Here is a 25,004-nt window from a genome sequence, read left to right as displayed (position 1 = left end):
AAATTAAAAAATTTTACGTGAGATAAAAATATAAATTTTATATATTGTGTAATCTTTGGTACAATTAATTAAGTTTGCATATATAGATGAAAAGAACACAACACATGGAGGTATATATGGAACATACAGTTCAGAAACTTGAATGGTACTTAGAATCATTGTCTAAAGAATCGCTTAAAACTATTTGCAGAAATTATGAAATAAAAGGATACTCGTCTAAAAACAAAGAAGCGCTTATTGCATTAATACAAGATGAATATTTTGCAGATGATACATTACTTAATAAATTACTAAAGTGTTTAACGAGTGATTATAAGCTAGTATTTTTTGAGCTTGCAAATGGTGAAAGTAACGTTACAACTTTTAATCGTGATATTCCGGATACATTGTTCCTATTCTATCCAGAATCAGATGAACATCTTGTAATCCCTAAAGATGTTAAAGCGCATTTTAAAAATTATATAGAGCGCCATGAGGAAATGATAGAAGAAATGAAGCGTATTGAATTTTATCATAGCGCATTAAATTTATATGGATTTGTGAGCTTGAAACAATTAAGTAAGTTAGGTGTTAAATACGAACAATTTCAGATGAGTGAGCTTGAAGTTGCTGATGATATCACAAAATTACTACCAGAGTATGCGGACCTTATTATTGACAACAGTGTTAAACATAAAGACCTTACAGATATTAATATAGACTTAAAAAAATTAACGCATAATCATCGTTATTATGAACCAGCAACGAAAGAGGCGTTTTTTAAGTATAATGATCCATACTATGTTGAGCCATCGAGTGCTATAGATAGTCTCAAAAAATTCTTGACATCGGCTGTGACAGAACAATATAAAGGTACTTATACTGCTGAATTAATTGTTAATACAATAATCTTTGGGTTACGTGCCAATAATACACCTAATTACATCATCCAACATATAGAACATATTGAGAAAAATGGATTTTTAGAAATACAAGATCATTCGATACTTAGAAAACTTATTGAAGCGGCATTGATGGATTCACGTTTATGGTCGCTGAATGGTAATAAGAAAGAAGTGAAAAGAGTACGAAAAGTGGTGCAACTGAAACAAAAAAAGAAAAAAAGAAAAAAGAAAAAGTAGTCTATAAAGTAACAGGAGGAGAAGTTATTGAATAAAACAAATGTGACTGTTTGGAATCGTGTATATAATATATTAAATATTACTGTTATATTCATGATAATTATGCAGTTGGTAATGCAAGTAAATCTTAATTTATTTATAGTGCTTTCATTTGCTGCATTATTAATATTAGGATTATTAGATAGTTTAGATCGTAATGCATTTAAAGAAAACATGTTTAGGCATGTTTTTGACTTTATATTATTAGTGTTATTCGGCTCGCTTTTTTTTGGTGCTTAAATAAAAAGCGCTTTACGATTGATAATCGAAAAGCGTCTTAGTCTTTCGGTAATGGAGATACTTCGACCAGGCTATTAGTATCATGACTAATATATTGAAGTTTGTCTAAGTAAACCGTTATATACCGTAGCAGTCTGAGTAATGTATAAGTGTCATTATTCGTTTCCATGATTCGGTTGTAATTGAGTGCACTACATCGTAATCTCATGAATGAAGGCGATTCTTTATAAAGTGTGTTCTTATAAATGGAACAAGTCCATTTATTACTATAACGATCGAATATTTCATAATCTTTTAAAGCTTCTATATGTAGGCACCTCCTATACTATTAATATGAATATAGCATGTAATATGCAAAAATAATACGTTAATATAAAAATATAATATTGCACAATATATAGAAGTGATAATTATCACATTAAATAATTGTGTCAATATAGATTAAATTTTATGGAGGAATATTATGAAGTTTATTAAGTATATATCGCTTTGTGTCGTTTTACTATTAGTAGCATGTGGTCAAGAAGTTAAAGAAACTTCAAAGTCGTCAACGGAGACGCATAAGCAAGAAGATAACGTAAATAAGAAAAAAGAAAGCAAACAAGAAATCGTTCAGCAACCAAAACAGGAACCTTCTACAGAATCTCAATCGGTTAACCAAGAGTCTGATCAAGCGCCAGTACAAGAGCCGAGTACTACTGAGTCAAAAACTGAAGAAGTAAAACAAGAAGTTAAAGATAATACAACAGAGCAACCAGCAGAACGACATGATGGTAGTACAGACAAAAAACAAGTGAATGATGTTAATATTGCAATCGAAATGGTACGAAGCAATCATATGGAGCGTCTCACGAAAGAAAATCCAAATTATGAGGTAATACTTGTTGCGGGTAATGATGAGGAAGATGCTAGTGGACCTTACTTTAAAGTGAAGGCGATGGACAAGAACACTAAATATTTAATTCAAACATTCAAAGTTTATAAACAGACAGGCATGCTTGTCGGTGAATAAAATAAAAGAAGCTGCGTAATTATTCGCAGCTTCTTTTATTTAATGAAATATAACAATGCGATAAAGTGACAGAGCGCACCTAATATTATAAAAAAATGCCAAATCATATGGAAATAGTGTCTATTTTTCTGGGCATAAAACCATGCACCGATTGTATACATCAATCCACCAGCAATTATTAATAGTATAAACGTTACGCTAGCTTTAGTAATTAATGAAGGGAAGAGGATCACACCTAGCCATCCCATAATTAAATAGAGTGCGAGGCTTACTTTTGGATTTACATGCTTCGCTGTAGATTTGTAAATAATTCCAGCAATTGTAATTGTCCATTGAATTATCATAATAGAAATGCCAAGTGATCCACCAACTAAATTGAGTGCTACAGGTGTATATGTACCGGCAATAGCGATGTAAATCATAGCGTGGTCTATAATGCGCATTACAAATTTGTGAATAGATTTAGGTGGCATTAAATGATAAATTGCAGATGAAATAAACATTAAAAATATGCTGATTAAAAATACGCTGATACCAAATGAGAACATGGCATCATGCTGAATATACGATTTAACTGCGAAATAAGGCAGTGAGATTAATATTAATAAAGCAGGAACCCCGTGTGAAACAGAATTACCGATTTCTTCACCAAACTTAAGTTGCTTAATATCACTAAAATTGTATTTAGGTGCTGTAGGTTTCATATAACCATCCTTAATAATTAGTAGTTACAATTATAACATGATTATAATTTTATTACTTAATATGAAGTGATATATTAATGAATCATGCTGAAATGTTTCAGAAATATTACAAAAAAACAATTTTAAAAAGAAATTTGTAAAAAAATGTTTGGAAAGCTTTTATATCAATGTGTATAAGCTTTTATGATGTGTAAATATTGTTGTTTTTTTGTAAAGTGAAATTATAAAGGAATATGCGGGATATTTAAGTTAGATATAGGTAAAAGGTGATGTATCAATAGATTTATCAAATAAATCGTGAATATCAGAAAAAGCATAAAAAAGTTTAAAATAATAAAATTGATAGCAAATTGTAATATAACAAGCATGTTTTTTATGTAATAATGTAACTATCATATTTTATAAACATTAATATCAATGGAGGACGCGTATGAAGAAGAAATTACTCTTTGCAGCTACGACAGCTACTGCAGCTGCTACTGCATATTCTTATCAGGCAGACGCAGCGGAACATAAAGTTAGCGCTGGAGAATCGCTTTGGTCAATCGCAAATCAATACAATATTTCAGTTGCGCAACTAAAGTCGTTAAATAACTTATCTTCAAACTTGATTTTCCCGAATCAATCATTAAAGATATCTGGTTCAGCGAGCAATACTAGACCTGTAGTTGTTCAATCAAATAATCGCCCGGCATCGCAATCAGGAAGTACATATAAGGTAGTAGCGGGGGATAGTTTATCATTAATCGCAAATCGTTATAACACGTCCGTAAACGAAATTATGCGTTTGAATAACTTAAATGGTTATTTAATTTTCCCTGGCCAGCGTTTAAAAGTATCTGGTACAACTGTAAGTGCACCATCAAGAGTAACGACTGTACCAAATAGCGGCAATAGAAGTACTTCTGTTCATACCGTTCAGTCAGGCGAGTATTTATCGTTAATTGCAAATCGATATGGTATTACAGTTGCTCAACTAAAATCTTGGAATGGATTGACATCTGATATTATTTATCCGAACCAAAGATTAACAGTTAAAGCTGGTACAACACAAACGACTACACAAGTACAGACAAACGTTTCACGTTCACCAGTTACTACAGTAGTAACAAATAATGTTTCTCCTGTTTTTTATCACTCGAACCTTTATGATTTAGGCCAATGTACATGGCATGTATTTAACAAGCGTGCTGCAATTGGTAAAGGGATTTCAACGTATTGGTGGCATGCACGTAACTGGGCGAATGGTGCGATTAAAGACGGTTATACAGTAAACAGAACACCTGCTTACGGTGCGATTGCACAAACATCTGATGGTTACTATGGACATGTTGCATTTGTTGAACGTGTTAATGCAGACGGAACAGTTCTTGTTTCAGAGATGAACTACGCAACTGCACCTGGTGTAATTGGATATCGTACTTTAAATCAATGGCAATTATCAAGATACGTATTTATTCATTAATAAATGTAATAATGAAACTTCATGTAATAAAACCGATGACTACTTAGTGTAATCATCGGTTTTATTTTATGAAAAGACAGATTTAATGCCTTTAATTAACCCATCAATTGCTGCATCTAATATACGATGAAGAGATTCTCGAATCATCTCCATAATATCTGATTCTTTTTGCTGCGCTTCTTTTGTTGTGTTAAATCCTTCACCATCGCGATTTACAAAGCCGTCAATCGACCATATTTTTAACTTTTCAGACTTTGCGATACGTTCTGCCTGCAATAATCGATCTAAATGGTCTTTCTGCTGATATATATACCCAACACGTGCGTAACCTTGGCGAACGAGCTGTTCATTTACCATAGTATTACCACAATATAAATAGACGAGGTCACGACCATATTTATCGGTTTTTCCTTTTGAATCATATTGGATGCTTAAGTCACACGTTTTAACGAGCGATTCTGTGTAACGTGCGGCCTCAATTGCATAAGGTTGCACCGGTGTATTCGGCTTTTTTGATTCTGGCGTATCAATCAGTAATAAACGAACAGTTTTAGTACGATTATTTACTTTGACCGAAATAGTATCTCCGTCAATTGCATGATTGTAAGTGACGGGAATTTTAGGCATATCATTATATGGTATAGCTAAATTTAAAGTAAAAAATAATAATAAAATCTTCAACATAAACCCTCATTTATAACAATATCCTTTCATTATACACAAACGTATGTTCGTATGCAATTTAAAATTTAAAATGTTGCTTTAGATATGGCGAGTTGTTCGATATAATAGACTCAATCAGTGTCTGGAGGCGGAAATTTGAAATTAAGAGGAATCGTATTATGTATTTCTATCGCAATTGCCGCAACGTGTATTGGGATTTTTGCTCCGATTGTCGGAAGTATGGTCGTGAGTGTATTGATTGGAATAATTGTTGGAAATACTATGAATACTGAACTATATAATGCGGGAATTAAGTTTAGTGGTAAGAAACTATTGCAATATGCCATTATACTGATGGGTTTTACATTAAGTTTTAAATCTGCAGTGCAATTAGGAATATCTTCATTCCCGCTTATCATTACTAGTATCGTAGCCGCGTTGTTAGTGAGTTACACACTAGGCAGTTATCTCGGTGTCAATACACGTATTAAAACATTAATCGGGGTCGGTACAGCAATATGCGGGGGATCAGCAATTGCTGCAGCAAGTCCAATCATTAAAGCGAAAGACGAAGAGATTGCTTTTTCAATAACGACGATATTCCTATTTAATATTATTGCAGTATTTATCTTTCCGCCGTTAGGACATTTGCTGCACTTCAGTGACACGGGATTTGGATACTTTGCAGGTACAGCAATTAATGATACGAGCAGTGTCGTTGCTGCAGGCTATGCCTACAGTACATCAGCAGGTGATACTGCAACAATTGTAAAGCTCGTCCGCGCATTAATGATCGTGCCGATTTGCCTTATTTTAGTCGCATTGCAGTCAAGTAAGGATGACTTCAATATAAAACAAGTTTTTCCGTGGTTTATACTGTACTTCTTTTTAGCGAGTGTGTTTGCAAGTATCGTTCCGGTTCCTCAAGAAGCGGTTAAAGCGATTAAAGTGTTATCGAACTTTCTTATGTGTACAGCACTTGCAGGAATTGGACTCAGTGTAAACTTGCCTAAATTTTTCAAGATAGGCAGCAAACCTATCGCGCTCGGAGCTGTAACTTGGATGGTTGTTATTATGATAAGTTTAATTATGCAAAAAGTCTTACAAATATGGTAGGTGACAATAATGAAGAAAAAGTTATCATTTTCAATATTACTGGCACTCATCGCAGTGTTATTTAAAAAAAGCGAAGCGAAATAATATAAATGAATTGTGGGAGGAAATCGTGTGAGTTATTTCTGGTTGAATTGTGGATATAATAGATTTAATCATTTTGAAGATTTGATGGGGCAAGTGTCTGTTTTTGATTCGACAGTGCACTTTAATCCTAATGAAGGATATCAGGCATTTAAACGTGCAACGGCAGGAGATCGTGTACTCTTCTATCAAGTACAGAATAAAATTGGACTGCTCGGTGCAGGAGAAGTATTAAAAGTTGAAGAACCGAAGCGTGGCCAAATTAAAATACATTTCAAATATGATACGAAGCTTGCTGCCTATACGAAAGATTATTTAGTAAGAGATGAGAAGTTAAAAGAAACAATTTACGGGATGAAAGAACAACTCCTAAATCCGATATCACAGGAAGATTACGAAAAAATTATTAACGTTGGTCAGTATAAAGAGAAAATCAATCGTTATTTCCTCATGAAAGAAGAAATTGATTTTGAACCGGATACAGAATATACAATATACGTGAGTAATGTAAACGGAATGCATCGCCTTGGCTATAAACATTACACGGAAATGCAGCCGGAAGATAAAGTGATTATATATAAAACAAATCCGGAACGTGGTATATATGGAATTGCAGAAGTAGTGAAAGAAAAACATTCAAATAAGCCGATGCCAGGACGTACAGATACGACAGCAGTCATTATTAAATATATTGAAGATATCAAACCGCGAACAATATATGAGCTGGATCGCGAATTGATGTTACGCGCACAATACTTCCTGGATGAGAAGTGGAATGAATCTGTCACTGAAATAACTAAAAATCAATATAATGCAATGCTTGAACCTACAGATACACCCGTTGTACAAAATGCACCTTCAATTAATGAAGTAATAGAAGCGGCACAGTATAGTGCTAGGAAAGTGGCATATGAGAAGAAGTTAAATGCAACAAAGCCGACACAGGTGGTTAATCAAATACCGCACGTACAAAGTAAAGCATCAGAGCAGAAGTTATTGCACATATTTAGTTTGCCGAAGCAATACAATGGACTGGAAACGGCAATTAAATTTATGAAATTAGATAGAAATGCAGTAAGGGCTTATGTTGCGAATGATTCATGGCGTATAATGAATTTGTACGGCGACTATGTTAAAGAATCGGAAAATTATATTTATCATAGAGGAATTATTACTGAAATATTAGCGAGTGATATATCAGATACGTTAATGATAGAGAATTTTGAACATTTAACAGTAGAACAATTAAAACCTCTTGTATATGCAGCACAAGGAAATACAATATCACTACCTGTATTAGAAGAACAAAAAAGAGCGACGATAGGGCCTGTTGGAAGTGATGCTACTTTTGAAGTTTCGGAGAATATAATGATAATCGGTATTACGCATTTGTCGATTGAAGAATATAAAAATAAATATTCGGATGATATTGTAGATTGTACGAAGTTTTACAAATATTAATTTAAATATTATAATAAGCATCGTTGTTGATTTAATTAAATAAGTTGATATAATAATTATATCGACTAAGGTGGTATATTTATTATATGGGTATTACGCCTTGTGAATGATACAAGTTGGAGGAAGAAAATGACAAAGAAAATATTAGTAATATCAGGATCGGATAGACAAGGATCATTTAACACGCAACTATCAAACTTATTTGTTAAATCATTTGGCGAGAAAGGTTATGAAAGTGCATTGTTAGACTATAACGATGTGCCATTATTAAGTCAAAATAATGAGTACCCTACAGTAGAAGCGGTTATTAATTTAAGAAATACAGTAAAATTATATGATGCATTTGTTTTTGTATCGCCTGAATATAATGGGTCTTATCCAGCGCGTCTGAAAAACTTGATTGACTGGTTATCACGTCCGGAATCTCAAGAAGGAACGCAGGAACCGACAGTCATTAATGGCAAAAAAGCGACCGTAGCGAGTGCTGCAAATTCGACATATGGTAAGTTTGTGCGTAAAAACTTAAATGAATTGTTAGCTTATACACGTATGAATCCGATGGACCATGAAGGTTTGGGAATTCGAATCCCTGTAGAGGCATGGGGAACAGGTGATTTAGTTCTGGATAGTGAACAGCAGCAGAACTTCGATGAATTTATTGCATCATTCATAAGTTATATAGAAGAATAATTGAATTAAAAGATACCGATGTAAATTTTTACATCGGTATTTTTTTATGTTTAAGCACAATAAAATGTCGAAAACTAATTTATTTTTGTCGATTTTTATAAATTTCTATCCGGTATATAGTTGGTATACAAATTTTATATTTTCACTACTACATCACGTAATAATGAAATATTGGAGGAAACAAATGAAAAAACGTAATAAAAACAAACGCTATGACTTTATCGCAAATAAATTAAACAAATACTCAATTAGAAAGTTTACGGTAGGAACTACTTCTATCTTAATTGGATCTTTATTATTTTTAGGTAATCCAGCAGATGCTCAAGCTGAAGAAACGACTCAATCAGTAACGACTACTGAAAAGTCAACAGCACCACCAACAACAGAAGCGCCGACAACAGAAGCACCAACAACAGAAGCGCCAACAACAGAAGCGCCAACAACAGAAGCACCAACAACAGAAGCACCAACAACAGAAGCACCAACAACAGAAGCACCAACAACAGAAGCACTAACAACAGAAGCGCCGACGACGGAAGTACCAACAACAGAAGCACCAACAACAGAAGCACCAACAACAGAAGCGCCAACAACAGAAGCGCCAACAACAGAAGCACCGACAACAGAAGCGCCGACAACAGAAGCACCGACGACGGAAGCACCAACAACAGAAGCGCCAACAACAGAAAATGAAACACCGGTTTTAGAACTTACAGTTAAAGAAGCGGTTACGAATGTTGAACAAGCAACAACTATACAGGAACGTGAAGCGCTACTTACGACATATATTGCTGAAGCAACTGGAACAACAGCTGAGGCTGCAAAAACAAACTTAGATTCATTAAATCTGGATTATGCAAACTTAACAGATCAAGAAGTATTAGCAGCATTATTAGCAGCAGTTGCGAACGAACAAAATGCAAATACAGTTGTAGCAACACCTGTTAATACAACAACAAACAACACGATGATGAACAGCGTAAGCTTTTCATCAAATTCAAATTTACTTGATGGTGTGTTACTTAAGAACTTAGATGCAGATGGTACAGTAAACAGTTTAGTTACAGCATCTAATTTAACTTTTGGTAATACAACATTTGATCCTAACAATAGTGGTTATACAGATTTCTCGGCAGATTTAAAAATTGATGATGCAGTTGTTGCTGGTAATACATTTACAATTCAAGTTCCAAATCAGTTAACAGCAGACGGTGACATTGACTATGCATGGAACAACAACGTTATGCCTGTTTCGGATATTAAAAGTCCGACAGGAGAGGTTATTGCTACCGGTACTTATGACTTAGTTACGAAGAAAATAGTATATACATTCACAGACTATGTCGATACACATAATAACGTAACAGCAAACTGGTCTATACCATTATTCACAGATAGAGACCAAGTACCGAATGTTACGACGTTACCAGTAACGATGAATGTTGCAGGTGAGACGACTACAAGTAACATTACTTTTGACTATGCTTCGCCATATCAAGGGCAGACAGGTACAAGTGGCGCAAATGTTACATCAATAATTACAGATGCAACGTTAGATGAATCAGGTAAAGGGACATATCAGCAAACGATTTATGTTAACCCATTAGAGAAACCTTTATACAACACTACGGTAACTTTACAAGGTGATTGGGGAGATCCTGCACTTAGTAGTACTTTAATTGGTATGGATGTTACTAAGTTAAAAATATTAGCAGTTAATGATGCCACTCAATTAAATGATAGTTATTATGTTAATCCAACAAGTTCTAACTTCGTTGATGTAACAACTAACTACTATAATAGTGGATCAATATTCATGAATTCAGATGGAACGCTAACAGTTAACTTTGGTAATGATACAGAATACAAATCGTTTGTAATATTAGTTGATGGTCAGTATGATATAACAGAAGATCAACCAGTACTTACGCGTGTAATTGAACGAAATACGGATTATTATAACGCAAATCCTTCTGAATACTATTGGGATAATAACTTCATTACAGCTGAAGGGCAAGCGATTGGTGAAGGGGATTTATCACTATCGGAGTCAATAAGTGATTCTATTAGTAATTCACTATCTGAATCTGTAAACGATTCAATCTCAGATTCATTAAGTGACTCAGTAAATGACTCAACTTCAGACTCATTAAGTGATTCTGTAAACGATTCAATCTCAGATTCATTAAGTGACTCAGTAAATGACTCAATTTCAGACTCATTAAGTGACTCAGTAAATGATTCAATCTCAGATTCATTAAGTGACTCAGTAAATGACTCAATTTCAGACTCATTAAGTGACTCAGTAAATGATTCAATCTCAGATTCATTAAGTGACTCAGTAAATGACTCAACTTCAGACTCATTAAGTGACTCAGTAAATGATTCAATTTCAGACTCATTAAGCGACTCAGTAAATGACTCAATCTCTGATTCATTAAGTGATTCAGTAAATGATTCAATCTCAGATTCATTAAGTGATTCAGTAAATGATTCAATCTCAGACTCATTAAGCGACTCAGTAAATGACTCAATCTCAGACTCACTAAGTGACTCAGTAAATGACTCAATCTCAGATTCATTAAGTAATTCAGCAAATGACTCGATTTCAGATTCACTAAGCGATTCAGTAAATGACTCAATCTCAGACTCATTAAGCGACTCAGTAAATGACTCAATCTCAGATTCATTAAGTGATTCAGTAAATGATTCAATCTCAGATTCATTAAGTGATTCAGTAAATGATTCAATCTCAGATTCATTAAGTGATTCAGCAAATGATTCAATCTCAGACTCATTAAGCGACTCAGTAAATGACTCGATTTCAGATTCATTAAGCGACTCAGTAAATGACTCAATCTCAGACTCATTAAGCGACTCAGTAAATGACTCGATCTCAGACTCATTAAGTGATTCGGTAAACGATTCAATCTCAGATTCAGTGAGTGATTCAAGTAGCGATTCAATTTCAGATTCAGTGAGTGATTCAAGCAGCGATTCAATTTCAGATTCAGTGAGTGATTCAAGCAGCGATTCAATCTCAGATTCAGTGAGTGATTCAAGCAGCGATTCAATCTCAGATTCAGTGAGTGATTCAAGCAGCGATTCAATCTCAGATTCAGTGAGTGACTCAAGCAGCGATTCAATCTCAGATTCAGTGAGTGATTCAAGCAGCGATTCAATCTCAGATTCAGTGAGTGATTCAAGCAGCGATTCAATCTCAGATTCAGTGAGTGATTCAAGCAGCGATTCAATTTCAGATTCAGTGAGTGACTCAAGCAGCGACTCAATCTCAGATTCAATGAGTGACTCAAGCAGTGATTCATTATCTGATTCAACTACACCAAGTGAAGTATTATATGATCTAGGAGATAAAGTCTGGTATGATGCAGATAAAGACGGTATCCAGGATGCGAATGAATCAGGAATTGAAGGTGTTACAGTAACATTAACGAAACCAGACGGCACAACAGTAACGACAACAACAGACGCGAACGGTAACTATATCTTTGAAGACCTACCAAATGGTGATTACGTTGTAACGTTCGAAACACCGGACGGCTATAACGGTCCAACAGTAGTCAACACAGGTGATGACGCATTAGATTCAGATGGTCAAGTTGTAAACGTAACAATTCAGGACGCAGATGATATGACAATCGACAGCGGCTTCATCAAAGTTAAGGTTGGAGACACAGTATGGGAAGATACAAATAAAGACGGTGTTCAAGACGAAGGTGAACCAGGAATTCCAGGTGTGGAAGTAACAATCACGTATCCAGATGGAACAACAGAAACAGTTGTAACAGATGAAAACGGATACTATGAATTCCCGAACGTACCAAACGGAGAAAGCACGATTGAATTCAAGACACCAGATGGTTATATCCCAACAACAGAGAATGTTGGCGATGATACGAAGGATTCAGATGGAACGAAGGTAACGGTAAACGTTGACGGTAAGGATGATCCGACAATCGACAGTGGTTTCATCAAAGAAACACCTGTATATGATCTAGGAGACAAAGTATGGTTCGACGAAGATAAAGACGGTATCCAGGATGCGAATGAATCAGGAATTGAAGGTGTTACAGTAACATTAACGAAACCAGATGGTACAACAGTAACGACAACAACAGACGCGAACGGTAACTATATCTTTGAAGACCTACCAAATGGTGATTACGTTGTAACGTTCGAAACACCAGACGGTTACAATGGCCCGACAGTTATAAATACAGGTGATGATGCGTTAGATTCAGATGGTCAAGTCGTGAACGTAACAATTCAGGACGCAGATGACATGACAATCGACAGCGGCTTCATCAAAGTTAAAGTCGGCGACACAGTATGGGAAGATACAAACCATGATGGTGTTCAAGACGAAGGTGAACCAGGAATTCCAGGTGTGGAAGTAATAATCACGTATCCAGATGGAACAACAGAAACAGTTGTAACAGATGAGAACGGATACTATGAATTCCCGAACGTACCAAATGGAGAAAGCACGATTGAATTTAAGACACCAGATGGTTATATCCCAACTACAGAGAATGTTGGCGATGATACGAAGGATTCAGATGGAACGAAAGTAACGGTAAACGTTGACGGTAAGGATGATCCAACAGTCGACAGTGGTTTCATCAAAGAAACACCTGTATATGATCTAGGAGACAAAGTATGGTTCGACGAAGATAAAGACGGTATCCAGGATGCGAATGAATCAGGAATCGAAGGTGTTACAGTAACATTAACGAAACCAGACGGCACAACAGTAACGACGACAACAGACGCAAACGGTAACTACATCTTCACAGACTTACCGAATGGCGACTACGTTGTAACATTCGAAACACCAGCAGGAATGGATTCAACGAAAGTAAACGTTGGAGACGACGCACTTGATTCAGATGGAACAAGCGTAAAAGTAACAATTAAAGACGCGGACAACATGACGATTGATAGTGGATTCGTTAAAACACAAGTAGTACCAACACCAAAACCACAAGGTAACTTAGAATTAGGCGATAAAGTATGGTTCGACGAAGATAAGGACGGTATCCAGGATGCGTATGAATCAGGAATCGAAGGTGTTAAAGTAACATTAACGAAACCAGATGGCACAACAGTAACGACAACAACAGACGCAAATGGTAACTACATCTTTACAGGATTAGAGCCAGGAGATTACGTTGTAACATTCGAAACACCAGCAGGAATGGATCCAACGAAAGTTAATGTTGGAGATAGTACATTAGATTCAGATGGAACGAGCGTAAAAGTTCACTTAACTGAAAATGATTACACAATCGATTCAGGTTTTGTAAGAAATGATATTGTTGACACTCCATCTGAACCAGGAGTAGATGAAGAAACTCTTCCTGGATTAATTACTCCAGAAATTCAAGAAGAAACAACTACTAGTCATTCGAAAGAAATTCTAACGTCACAAAATGAAGTTAACAATTCTAAACCTGAAAAAGTAAGTAAAGCAACATCAGGAGAAGAAGTACAGCAACTTCCTGATACAGGTGAAAGTAATAATAATGGATTATTAGCTACTGCGTTTGCAGGCTTAGGAGGATTATTACTATTCAGAAAACGTCGTGAAGAAAATCAAGAGAATGAAATGAAATAATAAAAACATTAAAAATAGAGGAACGAATTTAATATTCGCTCCTCTATTTTTTTATGTTAAATAAATGTATAATATAGGATGAAACTCAATAATAACAAAGTAAATACATATGATATATAATAAAGGTGGACATTTACTGGAAAAATGTCGCTTTTTAAAACAAATGAAATAATTTATATTTATATTATGCTTAAATTGTTTGCAATATAAAATTTATATTAATTCGGGGGCGAATATGAGAAAAACTACAAATAATAAAAGATACAACTTCATTTCCAACAAATTGAATAAATATTCAATAAGAAAATTTACTGTAGGTACTTCTTCAATATTGATAGGAAGTTTATTGTTTTTAGGAAATCCAGCAGAAGTGCAGGCAGAAGAAACAAGACAGACATTAAATACAACAGATAAGCCTGACACATCGCCGACAACAGAGGTACCAACAACAGAAGTACCAACAACAGAAGTACCAACAACAGAAGTACCAACAACAGAAGTACCAACAACAGAAGCACCAACAACAGAAGTGCCAACAACAGAAGCACCAACAACAGAAGTGCCAACAACAGAAGCGCCAACAACAGAAGCACCAACAACAGAAGCACCAACAACAGAAGTGCCAACAACAGAAGCGCCAACAACAGAAGCGCCAACAACAGAGGTACCAACAACAGAGGTACCAACAACAGAAACGAATAACTATGAAGAGCAAAGTACAAAGAATTCTAAGTTAAATATGGATTCTACAATTAATCAATTAGAAAAGGTATCAACAGAAGAAGAAAAAACAGAAGTAATATCAACTGCGCTAACTGATGCAGGTATAGAATCAAAGCTAGTAAATGCTACAGTTCAACAACTCGATATGAGTGGTGGGGATATCACAGAAGATCAAATAATAGCTGCATTGTTACAAGTAGCAGCTAATGAAATGGAGAATAATCAGGCTTTAGCGACACCCGCATCATTAACAAGTAATACTTCAATGATGAGAAGTTTGACATTGGCAGGAATTGATACAACATCACTAAGAAATTTAGCTGCAACAACTTCAAATGGATTGATTTCTATCACTTCGAATAAGTATTATGAAGCTGTAAAAAATGACGGTATAATTGATCCCTTTGTTATGGAACCATTAGTTCATGAAGTGACGTTTGATATTTCTGATGATGCTAAAGCGGGAGACACATTTACATATACTTATGGAAAAAATGTCGCACCTGATGATTTAAATATTAAAACGTTTGTACCTGCTAACCTTACTGATGCCACAGGTCAAGTAATTGCGACTGCCAAGTATGACAAAACTACTAAAACAATTACCTATACATTCACGGATTATGTGGATAAATTTGTAAATGTGAATGCATCTATGAGTATCCTTTCTCTAATAGATAGAGAAACAGTACCTAACAATGCTAATGTGCTAGCGGAAGTTAACTTTGCAGGTCAATCTATTTCTAAACAGATAAGTGTTAATTATTCGAATACAACTAAAATTAATAGTTCATCGAACATTTCTGGGATGCTAAATTATCGTGATAAATTAAATAATACGATTGAAGAGATTATATATGTAAATCCAATGGACTATTATGCCTATTATTCTAGCGTTACTTTATATGGATGGGATGTTAATACTAGAATTGAGGGAAGCAATTATATTAATTCTTCATCAATAATCGAAGTGTATAAAGTACCATCTAATGTGCCTCTACCTCAAAGTATGAGGATAACAGATTATTCTAAGTTTACGAAAGTGTCGATGCCTATTACATATGGTAACGATTCGGCGACGATAAATTTTGGACATCTATATGGAGATACATATTTAATAAGAGTGGTTTCTAAATATGATTCAACTAGTACTGATCCTATAAAAATAAGTGGAGTAATGACTAGTACAGATCAATATGGGTATACAACAACAGCAACTGTAGTAAATGGTTTGAAAACGACGAGCGGGACGTCAACAGGTGGAGGTATAGTTCCTACATATAAAGTTGGAAACTATGTATGGAAAGATGTAGATAAAGATGGGATACAAGGGACGAGCCCGGATGAAAGTCCATTTGAAAATGTATTAGTAACGATAACTTTTTCGGATGGTACAAGTAAATCGATTTATACTGATGTAAATGGATATTATGAATTTGATGGATTGTTAGATGGAGAAACATACGAAATCACATTTGAAACACCTGAAGGCTATATTCCTACGAAACAAAATATAGGAGACGATAAACTAGACTCAGATGGAGCTACAGTCACAGTCACAATAAATGGTGCAGACAATATGACGATAGATACAGGATTTTATTTGGATCCAGTAATCAGCGACTCAATCAACGATTCAATTTCAGACTCGATCAGTGATTCAGTAAATGACTCAATTTCGGATTCGATTAGTGATTCAGTTAACGATTCAATTTCGGATTCGATCAGTGATTCAGTTAATGATTCAATTTCGGATTCAATCAGCGACTCAATCAATGACTCAATCTCTGACTCGATCAGCGACTCAATCAACGATTCAATTTCAGACTCGATCAGTGATTCAGTAAATGACTCAATTTCGGATTCGATCAGTGATTCAGTTAATGATTCAATTTCGGATTCAATCAGCGACTCAATCAATGACTCAATCTCTGACTCGATCAGCGACTCAATCAACGATTCAATTTCAGACTCGATCAGTGATTCAGTTAACGATTCAATCTCAGATTCAATCAGCGACTCAATCAACGATTCAATTTCCGATTCGATCAGTGACTCAGTAAATGACTCAATTTCTGATTCAATCAGTGACTCAGTAAATGACTCAATTTCGGATTCGATCAGTGATTCAGTAAATGACTCAATTTCTGATTCAATCAGTGATTCAGTAAATGACTCAATTTCAGATTCAATCAGCGACTCAATCAATGACTCAATCTCAGATTCAATCAGCGACTCAATTTCAGACTCGATCAGTGATTCAGTTAACGATTCAATTTCAGACTCGATCAGTGATTCAGTAAATGACTCAATTTCTGATTCAATCAGTGATTCAGTTAACGATTCAATTTCTGATTCAATCAGTGACTCAGTAAATGACTCAATTTCTGATTCAATCAGTGATTCAGTTAACGATTCAATTTCAGACTCGATCAGTGATTCAGTTAACGATTCAATTTCAGATTCGATCAGTGATTCAGTAAATGACTCGATTTCAGATTCAATCAGTGATTCAGTTAACGATTCAATTTCAGACTCGATCAGTGATTCAGTAAATGACTCAATCTCAGATTCAATCAGCGACTCAATCAACGATTCAATTTCAGACTCGATCAGTGATTCAGTTAACGATTCAATTTCAGACTCGATTAGTGACTCAGTAAATGACTCAATTTCCGATTCAATCAGTGATTCAGTTAACGATTCAATTTCAGACTCGATCAGTGATTCAGTAAATGACTCAATTTCGGATTCAATCAGTGATTCAGTTAACGATTCAATTTCGGATTCGATCAGTGACTCAGTAAATGACTCAATTTCTGATTCAATCAGTGATTCAGTTAACGATTCAATTTCAGACTCGATCAGTGATTCAGTAAATGACTCAATTTCAGATTCGATCAGTGACTCAGTAAATGATTCAATTTCAGATTCGATCAGTGACTCAGTAAATGATTCAATTTCGGATTCAATCAGCGACTCAGTAAATGACTCAATTTCGGATTCAATCAGCGACTCAATCAACGATTCAATTTCAGACTCGATCAGTGATTCAGTAAATGATTCAATTTCAGACTCGATCAGTGATTCAGTTAACGATTCAATTTCAGACTCGATCAGCGACTCAATCAACGATTCAATTTCAGACTCGATCAGTGATTCAGTAAATGACTCAATTTCAGATTCGATCAGTGACTCAGTAAATGATTCAATTTCAGACTCGATCAGTGATTCAGTAAATGATTCAATTTCAGACTCGATCAGTGATTCAGTTAACGATTCAATTTCGGATTCAATCAGCGACTCAGTAAATGACTCAATTTCGGATTCAATCAGCGACTCAATCAACGATTCAATTTCGGACTCGATCAGTGATTCAGTAAATGATTCAATTTCAGACTCGATCAGTGATTCAGTTAACGATTCAATTTCAGACTCGATCAGTGATTCAGTAAATGACTCAATCTCAGATTCAATCAGCGACTCAATCAACGATTCAATTTCAGACTCGATCAGTGATTCAGTTAACGATTCAATTTCAGACTCGATTAGTGACTCAGTAAATGACTCAATTTCCGATTCAATCAGTGATTCAGTTAACGATTCAATTTCAGACTCGATCAGTGATTCAGTAAATGACTCAATTTCGGATTCAATCAGTGATTCAGTTAACGATTCAATTTCGGATTCGATCAGTGACTCAGTAAATGACTCAATTTCTGATTCAATCAGTGATTCAGTTAACGATTCAATTTCAGACTCGATCAGTGATTCAGTAAATGATTCAATTTCAGATTCGATCAGTGACTCAGTAAATGATTCAATTTCCGATTCGATCAGTGACTCAGTAAATGATTCAATTTCGGATTCAATCAGCGACTCAGTTAATGACTCAATTTCGGATTCAATCAGCGACTCAGTAAATGACTCAATTTCGGATTCAATCAGCGACTCAATCAACGATTCAATTTCAGACTCGATCAGTGATTCAGTAAATGATTCAATTTCAGACTCGATCAGTGATTCAGTTAACGATTCAATTTCAGACTCGATCAGCGACTCAATCAACGATTCAATTTCAGACTCGATCAGTGATTCAGTAAATGACTCAATTTCAGATTCGATCAGTGACTCAGTAAATGATTCAATTTCAGACTCGATCAGTGATTCAGTAAATGATTCAATTTCAGACTCGATCAGTGATTCAGTTAACGATTCAATTTCGGATTCAATCAGCGACTCAGTAAATGACTCAATTTCGGATTCAATCAGCGACTCAATCAACGATTCAATTTCGGATTCAATCAGCGACTCGATCAATGACTCAATCTCAGATTCAATCAGTGATTCAGTTAACGATTCAATTTCAGACTCGATCAGTGATTCAGTAAATGACTCAATTTCGGATTCAATCAGCGACTCAGTAAATGACTCAATTTCGGATTCAATCAGCGACTCAATCAACGATTCAATTTCAGACTCGAACAGTGATTCAGTAAATGACTCAATTTCGGATTCAATCAGTGATTCAGTTAACGATTCAATTTCGGATTCGATCAGTGACTCAGTAAATGACTCAATTTCGGATTCAATCAGTGATTCAGTTAACGATTCAATTTCAGACTCGATCAGTGATTCAGTAAATGACTCAATTTCCGATTCGATCAGTGACTCAGTAAATGATTCAATTTCGGATTCAATCAGCGACTCAGTTAATGACTCAATTTCGGATTCAATCAGCGACTCAGTAAATGACTCAATTTCGGATTCAATCAGCGACTCAATCAACGATTCAATTTCAGACTCGATCAGTGATTCAGTAAATGATTCAATTTCAGACTCGATCAGTGATTCAGTTAACGATTCAATTTCGGATTCAATCAGCGACTCAGTAAATGACTCAATTTCGGATTCAATCAGCGACTCAATCAACGATTCAATTTCAGACTCGATCAGTGATTCAGTAAATGACTCAATTTCAGATTCGATCAGTGACTCAGTAAATGATTCAATTTCGGATTCAATCAGCGACTCAATCAACGATTCAATTTCAGATTCGATCAGTGACTCAGTAAATGACTCAATTTCAGATTCGATCAGTGATTCAATCAATGACTCAATCTCAGATTCAATCAGCGACTCAATCAACGATTCAATTTCGGACTCGATCAGTGACTCAATCAATGACTCGATTTCAGATTCAATCAGTGATTCAGTTAACGATTCAATTTCAGACTCGATCAGTGATTCAGTAAATGACTCGATTTCAGATTCAATCAGCGACTCAATCAACGATTCAATTTCAGACTCGATCAGTGATTCAGTAAATGACTCAATTTCAGATTCGATCAGTGACTCAGTAAATGATTCAATTTCGGATTCAATCAGCGACTCAATCAACGATTCAATTTCAGATTCGATCAGTGACTCAGTAAATGACTCAATTTCAGATTCGATCAGTGATTCAATCAATGACTCAATCTCAGATTCAATCAGCGACTCAATCAACGATTCAATTTCGGACTCGATCAGTGACTCAATCAATGACTCGATTTCAGATTCAATCAGTGATTCAGTTAACGATTCAATTTCAGACTCGATCAGTGATTCAGTAAATGACTCGATTTCAGATTCAATCAGCGACTCAATCAACGATTCAATTTCAGACTCGATCAGTGATTCAGTTAACGATTCAATTTCAGATTCATTAAGTGACTCAATTTCGGATTCACTCTCAGATTCTATTACTCCAGGATTAGAACTCTATGATTTAGGTGATAAAGTTTGGTACGATGAGGACCAAGATGGTATTCAGGATGCGAACGAGTCAGGAATCGAAGGTGTTACAGTAACATTAACGAAGCCAGACGGCACAACAGTAACGACAACAACAGACGCGAACGGTAACTACATCTTCACAGACTTACCGAATGGCGACTACGTTGTAACGTTCGAAACACCGGACGGCTATAACGGTCCAACAGTAGTCAACGCAGGTGATGACGCATTAGATTCAGATGGTCAAGTTGTAAACGTAACAATTCAAGACGCAGATGACATGACAATCGACAGCGGCTTCATCAAAGTTAAAGTCGGCGACACAGTATGGGAAGATACAAACCATGATGGTGTTCAAGACGAAGGTGAACCAGGAATTCCAGGTGTGGAAGTAATAATCACGTATCCAGATGGAACAACAGAAACAGTTGTAACAGATGAGAACGGATACTATGAATTCCCGAACGTACCAAATGGAGAAAGCACGATTGAATTTAAGACACCAGATGGTTATATCCCAACTACAGAGAATGTTGGCGATGATACGAAGGATTCAGATGGAACGAAAGTAACGGTAAACGTTGACGGTAAGGATGATCCAACAATCGATTCAGGCTTCATTAAAGTCTACGACTTAGGAGACAAAGTATGGTTCGACGAAGATAAAGATGGTATCCAGGATACGAATGAGTCAGGAATCGAAGGTGTTACAGTAACATTAACGAAGCCAGACGGCACAACAGTAACGACAACAACAGACGCAAATGGTAACTACATCTTCACAGACTTACCGAACGGTGACTATGTTGTAACGTTCGAAACACCGGACGGCTATAATGGTCCAACAGTAGTCAACACAGGTGATGACGCATTAGATTCAGATGGTCAAGTTGTAAACGTAACAATTCAAGACGCAGATGACATGACAATCGACAGCGGCTTCATCAAAGTTAAAGTCGGCGACACAGTATGGGAAGATACAAACCATGATGGTGTTCAAGACGAAGGTGAACCAGGAATTCCAGGTGTGGAAGTAACAATCACGTATCCAGATGGAACAACAGAAACAGTTGTAACAGATGAGAACGGATACTATGAATTCCCGAACGTACCAAATGGAGAAAGCACGATTGAATTTAAGACACCAGATGGTTATATCCCAACTACAGAGAATGTTGGCGATGATACGAAGGATTCCGATGGAACGAAAGTAACGGTAAATGTTGACGGTAAGGATGATCCGACAATCGACAGTGGTTTCATCAAAGAAACACCTGTATATGATCTAGGAGACAAAGTATGGTTCGACGAAGATAAAGATGGTATCCAGGATGCGAATGAATCAGGAATCGAAGGTGTTACAGTAACATTAACGAAACCAGACGGCACAACAGTAACGACAACAACAGACGCAAACGGAAACTACATCTTCACAGATTTACCGAATGGCGACTACGTTGTAACGTTCGAAACACCGGACGGCTATAACGGTTCAACAGTAGTCAACGCAGGTGATGACGCATTAGATTCAGATGGTCAAGTTGTAAACGTAACAATTCAGGACGCAGATGATATGACAATCGACAGCGGCTTCATCAAAGTTAAAGTTGGCGACACAGTATGGGAAGATACAAACCATGACGGTGTTCAAGACGAAGGTGAACCAGGAATTCCAGGTGTGGAAGTAACAATCACGTATCCAGATGGAACAACAGAAACAGTTGTAACAGATGAAAACGGATACTATGAATTCCCGAACGTACCAAACGGAGAAAGCACGATTGAATTCAAGACACCAGACGGTTACATTCCAACAACAGAGAATGTCGGCGATGATACGAAGGATTCCGACGGAACGAAAGTAACGGTAAACGTTGACGGTAAGAATGATACGACAATCGACTCAGGATTTATCAAGGAGACACCAGTGTATGATTTAGGCGATAAAGTATGGTTCGATGAGGATCAAGATGGTATCCAGGATGCGAATGAATCAGGAATCGAAGGTGTTAAAGTAACATTAACGAAACCGGATGGCACAGTGGTCGCAACGACAACAACAGACGCAAATGGTAACTACATCTTTACAGGATTAGAGCCAGGAGATTACGTTGTAACGTTCGAAACACCAGCAGGAATGGATCCAACGAAAGTAAATGTTGGAGACGATGCACTTGATTCAGATGGTACAAGCATTAAAGTACACTTAACTGGAAATGATTATACAATCGATTCAGGATTTGTGGTTAAAGAAATTCCATCTGAACCAGGTAAGGAAATTCCATCTGAACCAGGTAAAGAAATTCCATCTGAACCAGGTAAGGAAATTCCATCTGAGCCAGGTAAGGAAATTCCATCTGAACCAGGTAAAAAAGATACACCAACACCAGGTAAAGAAGTGAAAGAATTACCTAATACAGGTGAAGCAAATAATAGTGGTATCCCAGCAGCATTATTAGCTGGACTAGGTGGATTATTATTATTTAGAAAACGACGTTAAGAAAATGGCGGATAAAAACTAAAAAGCTTTTATGTATAATTCGGCTATAGATATTATCTATGGCCGAATTTTTCTTATAATATGGTAAAATGATAGTTATAAATGATATGGAGGTTACTTATGTCTATAGAAACTAGAATCAACGAATTGTTAGCACTAGTAGAGAAAAAGCATGGAGAAATAAAAGATGAATTTTACATTTCTTTAGGAAAAGAAAATATTAAAGCTGATATAAAATTATTTAGGGGATCAAAAAATATAAAAAGAGACATAATAAATTATTGTGAAAAATTTAAGAAAAAAACAAGAACTTATCCGAAATGGATAAAAATTGATATCGTTACCAGTACAGAAGATATATTTTATGATGATCTAAAGAGAGAAATGGAAAAATGTCGAAGAAACTACATTGAATATGGGATTGTTCTTGATAGTATGTGGAATCTTTCTTTTTTACCGGAAGTTATTAATGCGAATGCATTTGTTAAACCACAAGGTAAAGAAAGAATACTTTCAGAAAAAAATATTAATAATTATTTATTGAAGTATACATCTCAAAAACGTGCTTTCAAACACTCGCTGTATTCCGGTAAAAGAGTTATGAAGTTTACAACGAAGAGTTTCTTTTTGGATGAAAATGAGTTATATGAACTAGAAGAATCAGGATATACTAAAGGATTACGCAAAATTGAAAATTTATCATTAGAATTAGATAAATTAATTGCTACAAGTACGGACTTTCTTAAAAATGAAATTCAGGATAATGGAAGATACATTTATGGATATTTTCCACACTTCGATAAAGAAATAGGTTTTTATAATACTTTAAGACACTCTTCATCTACTTATGCTTTAATCGAGGGTCTCGATTATACTAACCAAGATATTAAGATAGCTGCTAAACCAATAGAATATTTAATATCTAATTATTTATTTGAAAAAGACGGAAAAGGCTATATATTTGATGATACGGAAGAAATAAATGAAATTAAATTAGGTCAAAGTGCTGCCTTTATATTTGCAATTTGTGAATACTTAAAATATGAAAAGAATGATAAATTCTTGAAAGCCGCTCAAAGTGTCGCAGAAGGTCTATTAAGTATGATTGATGTAACCAATGGAGATACGACGCATGTATTAAACTATCCGGATTTATCGGTTAAAGAAAAGTTCCGTATCATTTACTATGATGGTGAAGCAGCTTTAGCATTATTAAGATTATATCAGAGAGATAATAATGAGAAATGGCTTAATGTTGTTAAAACGATGTTTGAAAAATTTATAGAGAAAGATTACTGGAAATATCATGACCATTGGCTTGGATATTGTACTAATGAATTAATTCAAATCAATCCAGATGAAAGATATTTTGAATTGGGTATTAAGAATGTATCTGGATACTTAGATTATATTTATCAAAGGGAAACAACTTTCCCAACGTTTCTTGAAATGATGATGGCAACGTATCACTTAGTACAAAAAGGAAAATCACTTGGACTGGATGATTTAATTAAGAAGAATATTGATGAAGAGAAGTTTATGAAAACTATTCATAAGAGAGCAGAATATCAAAGAGTAGGATATTTCTATCCAGAAATAGCAATGTATTTCAAGAATCCGAAAAGAATTCTTAATTCATTCTTTATAAAGCACCATGGTTATCGTGTGAGAATAGATGATATAGAACATTATCTATCAGGGTATGTTCAGTATCAAAAAGTATTTAAAAAGTAAAAAGGAACAAATGTGCATTCTATAAATGCACATTTGTTC

Annotated in this window: 13 protein-coding genes and 1 pseudogene; 11 read left to right on the top strand and 3 right to left on the bottom strand. The window is 35.4% G+C overall.

Annotated elements, in window-relative coordinates; all coding sequences use genetic code 11:
• Positions 1 to 116: 116 nt before the first annotated feature.
• The 3 genes from LAU42_RS10875 (at position 117) to LAU42_RS10865 (ending at position 2,412) form a co-directional block, all read left to right on the top strand.
• Positions 117 to 1,121, top strand: a complete 1,005-nt coding sequence (locus LAU42_RS10875) for a hypothetical protein (protein ID WP_224183567.1) — start codon at positions 117 to 119, stop codon at positions 1,119 to 1,121.
• A gap of 102 nt (positions 1,122 to 1,223) precedes the next feature.
• The gene (locus LAU42_RS10870) at positions 1,224 to 1,400 is read left to right on the top strand and encodes a hypothetical protein (RefSeq protein WP_224183566.1); all 177 of its coding nucleotides are present in this window, start codon (positions 1,224 to 1,226) and stop codon (positions 1,398 to 1,400) included.
• Positions 1,401 to 1,863: 463 nt separating this feature from the next.
• The gene (locus LAU42_RS10865) at positions 1,864 to 2,412 is read left to right on the top strand and encodes a hypothetical protein (RefSeq protein ID WP_224183565.1); all 549 of its coding nucleotides are present in this window, start codon (positions 1,864 to 1,866) and stop codon (positions 2,410 to 2,412) included.
• 35 nt (positions 2,413 to 2,447) lie between these two features.
• Here LAU42_RS10865 and trhA read toward each other — a convergent pair whose 3' ends face one another.
• Complete coding sequence (gene trhA, locus LAU42_RS10860) at positions 2,448 to 3,116, bottom strand: PAQR family membrane homeostasis protein TrhA (RefSeq protein ID WP_224183564.1); 669 nt, start codon at positions 3,114 to 3,116, stop codon at positions 2,448 to 2,450.
• Between the two features lie 430 nt (positions 3,117 to 3,546).
• On the opposite strand from trhA, the gene LAU42_RS10855 reads away from it, so the two are divergent.
• Entirely contained in the window at positions 3,547 to 4,581 is a 1,035-nt protein-coding gene (locus LAU42_RS10855) for a LysM peptidoglycan-binding domain-containing protein (RefSeq protein WP_224183563.1), read from the top strand.
• A 66-nt stretch (positions 4,582 to 4,647) separates the two neighbouring features.
• Here LAU42_RS10855 and LAU42_RS10850 read toward each other — a convergent pair whose 3' ends face one another.
• Positions 4,648 to 5,265, bottom strand: coding sequence for a thermonuclease family protein (locus LAU42_RS10850; RefSeq protein ID WP_224183562.1), 618 nt, complete (start codon positions 5,263 to 5,265; stop codon positions 4,648 to 4,650).
• A gap of 135 nt (positions 5,266 to 5,400) precedes the next feature.
• On the opposite strand from LAU42_RS10850, the gene LAU42_RS10845 reads away from it, so the two are divergent.
• From LAU42_RS10845 to LAU42_RS12040, 4 genes and pseudogenes are all read left to right on the top strand, one after another.
• Positions 5,401 to 6,360: a YeiH family protein gene (locus LAU42_RS10845; RefSeq protein ID WP_224183561.1), complete on the top strand. Its 960-nt coding sequence runs from the start codon at positions 5,401 to 5,403 to the stop codon at positions 6,358 to 6,360.
• Between the two features lie 111 nt (positions 6,361 to 6,471).
• On the top strand, positions 6,472 to 7,902 hold the full coding sequence (locus LAU42_RS10840; protein ID WP_224183560.1) for an EVE domain-containing protein: 1,431 nt from the start codon (positions 6,472 to 6,474) through the stop codon (positions 7,900 to 7,902).
• A gap of 129 nt (positions 7,903 to 8,031) precedes the next feature.
• Positions 8,032 to 8,592 carry an NADPH-dependent FMN reductase gene (locus tag LAU42_RS10835; RefSeq protein ID WP_224183559.1) on the top strand — a complete coding sequence of 187 codons (561 nt, stop codon included), beginning with the start codon at positions 8,032 to 8,034 and terminating at the stop codon, positions 8,590 to 8,592.
• Between the two features lie 46 nt (positions 8,593 to 8,638).
• Positions 8,639 to 10,573, top strand: a pseudogene (locus LAU42_RS12040) (fibrinogen-binding adhesin SdrG C-terminal domain-containing protein); the annotation flags it as partial.
• Here LAU42_RS12040 and LAU42_RS12035 read toward each other — a convergent pair.
• Positions 10,573 to 11,694 (bottom strand): hypothetical protein, encoded by a 1,122-nt coding sequence (locus tag LAU42_RS12035; RefSeq protein ID WP_478337327.1) that lies wholly within the window; start codon positions 11,692 to 11,694, stop codon positions 10,573 to 10,575. The pseudogene LAU42_RS12040 and the gene LAU42_RS12035 sit on opposite strands and share 1 nt — an antisense overlap.
• 199 nt (positions 11,695 to 11,893) lie before the next feature.
• Here LAU42_RS12035 and LAU42_RS12030 point away from each other — a divergent pair, with 199 nt between their 5' ends.
• The 3 genes from LAU42_RS12030 (at position 11,894) to LAU42_RS10810 (ending at position 24,965) form a co-directional block, all read left to right on the top strand.
• On the top strand, positions 11,894 to 14,230 hold the full coding sequence (locus LAU42_RS12030; protein WP_224184804.1) for an SdrD B-like domain-containing protein: 2,337 nt from the start codon (positions 11,894 to 11,896) through the stop codon (positions 14,228 to 14,230).
• A gap of 235 nt (positions 14,231 to 14,465) precedes the next feature.
• Positions 14,466 to 23,231 (top strand): SdrD B-like domain-containing protein, encoded by an 8,766-nt coding sequence (locus LAU42_RS10815; protein WP_224183558.1) that lies wholly within the window; start codon positions 14,466 to 14,468, stop codon positions 23,229 to 23,231.
• 120 nt (positions 23,232 to 23,351) lie between these two features.
• Positions 23,352 to 24,965, top strand: a complete 1,614-nt coding sequence (locus tag LAU42_RS10810; RefSeq protein ID WP_224183557.1) for a poly(glycerol-phosphate) alpha-glucosyltransferase — start codon at positions 23,352 to 23,354, stop codon at positions 24,963 to 24,965.
• The last annotated feature ends 39 nt before the right edge of the window (positions 24,966 to 25,004 follow it).

This window comes from Macrococcus armenti (assembly GCF_020097135.1).
Taxonomy (GTDB): domain Bacteria; phylum Bacillota; class Bacilli; order Staphylococcales; family Staphylococcaceae; genus Macrococcoides; species Macrococcoides armenti.
Note: the sequence above shows the minus strand (reverse complement) of the source record. Positions and strands in the feature narration are given on the sequence as shown.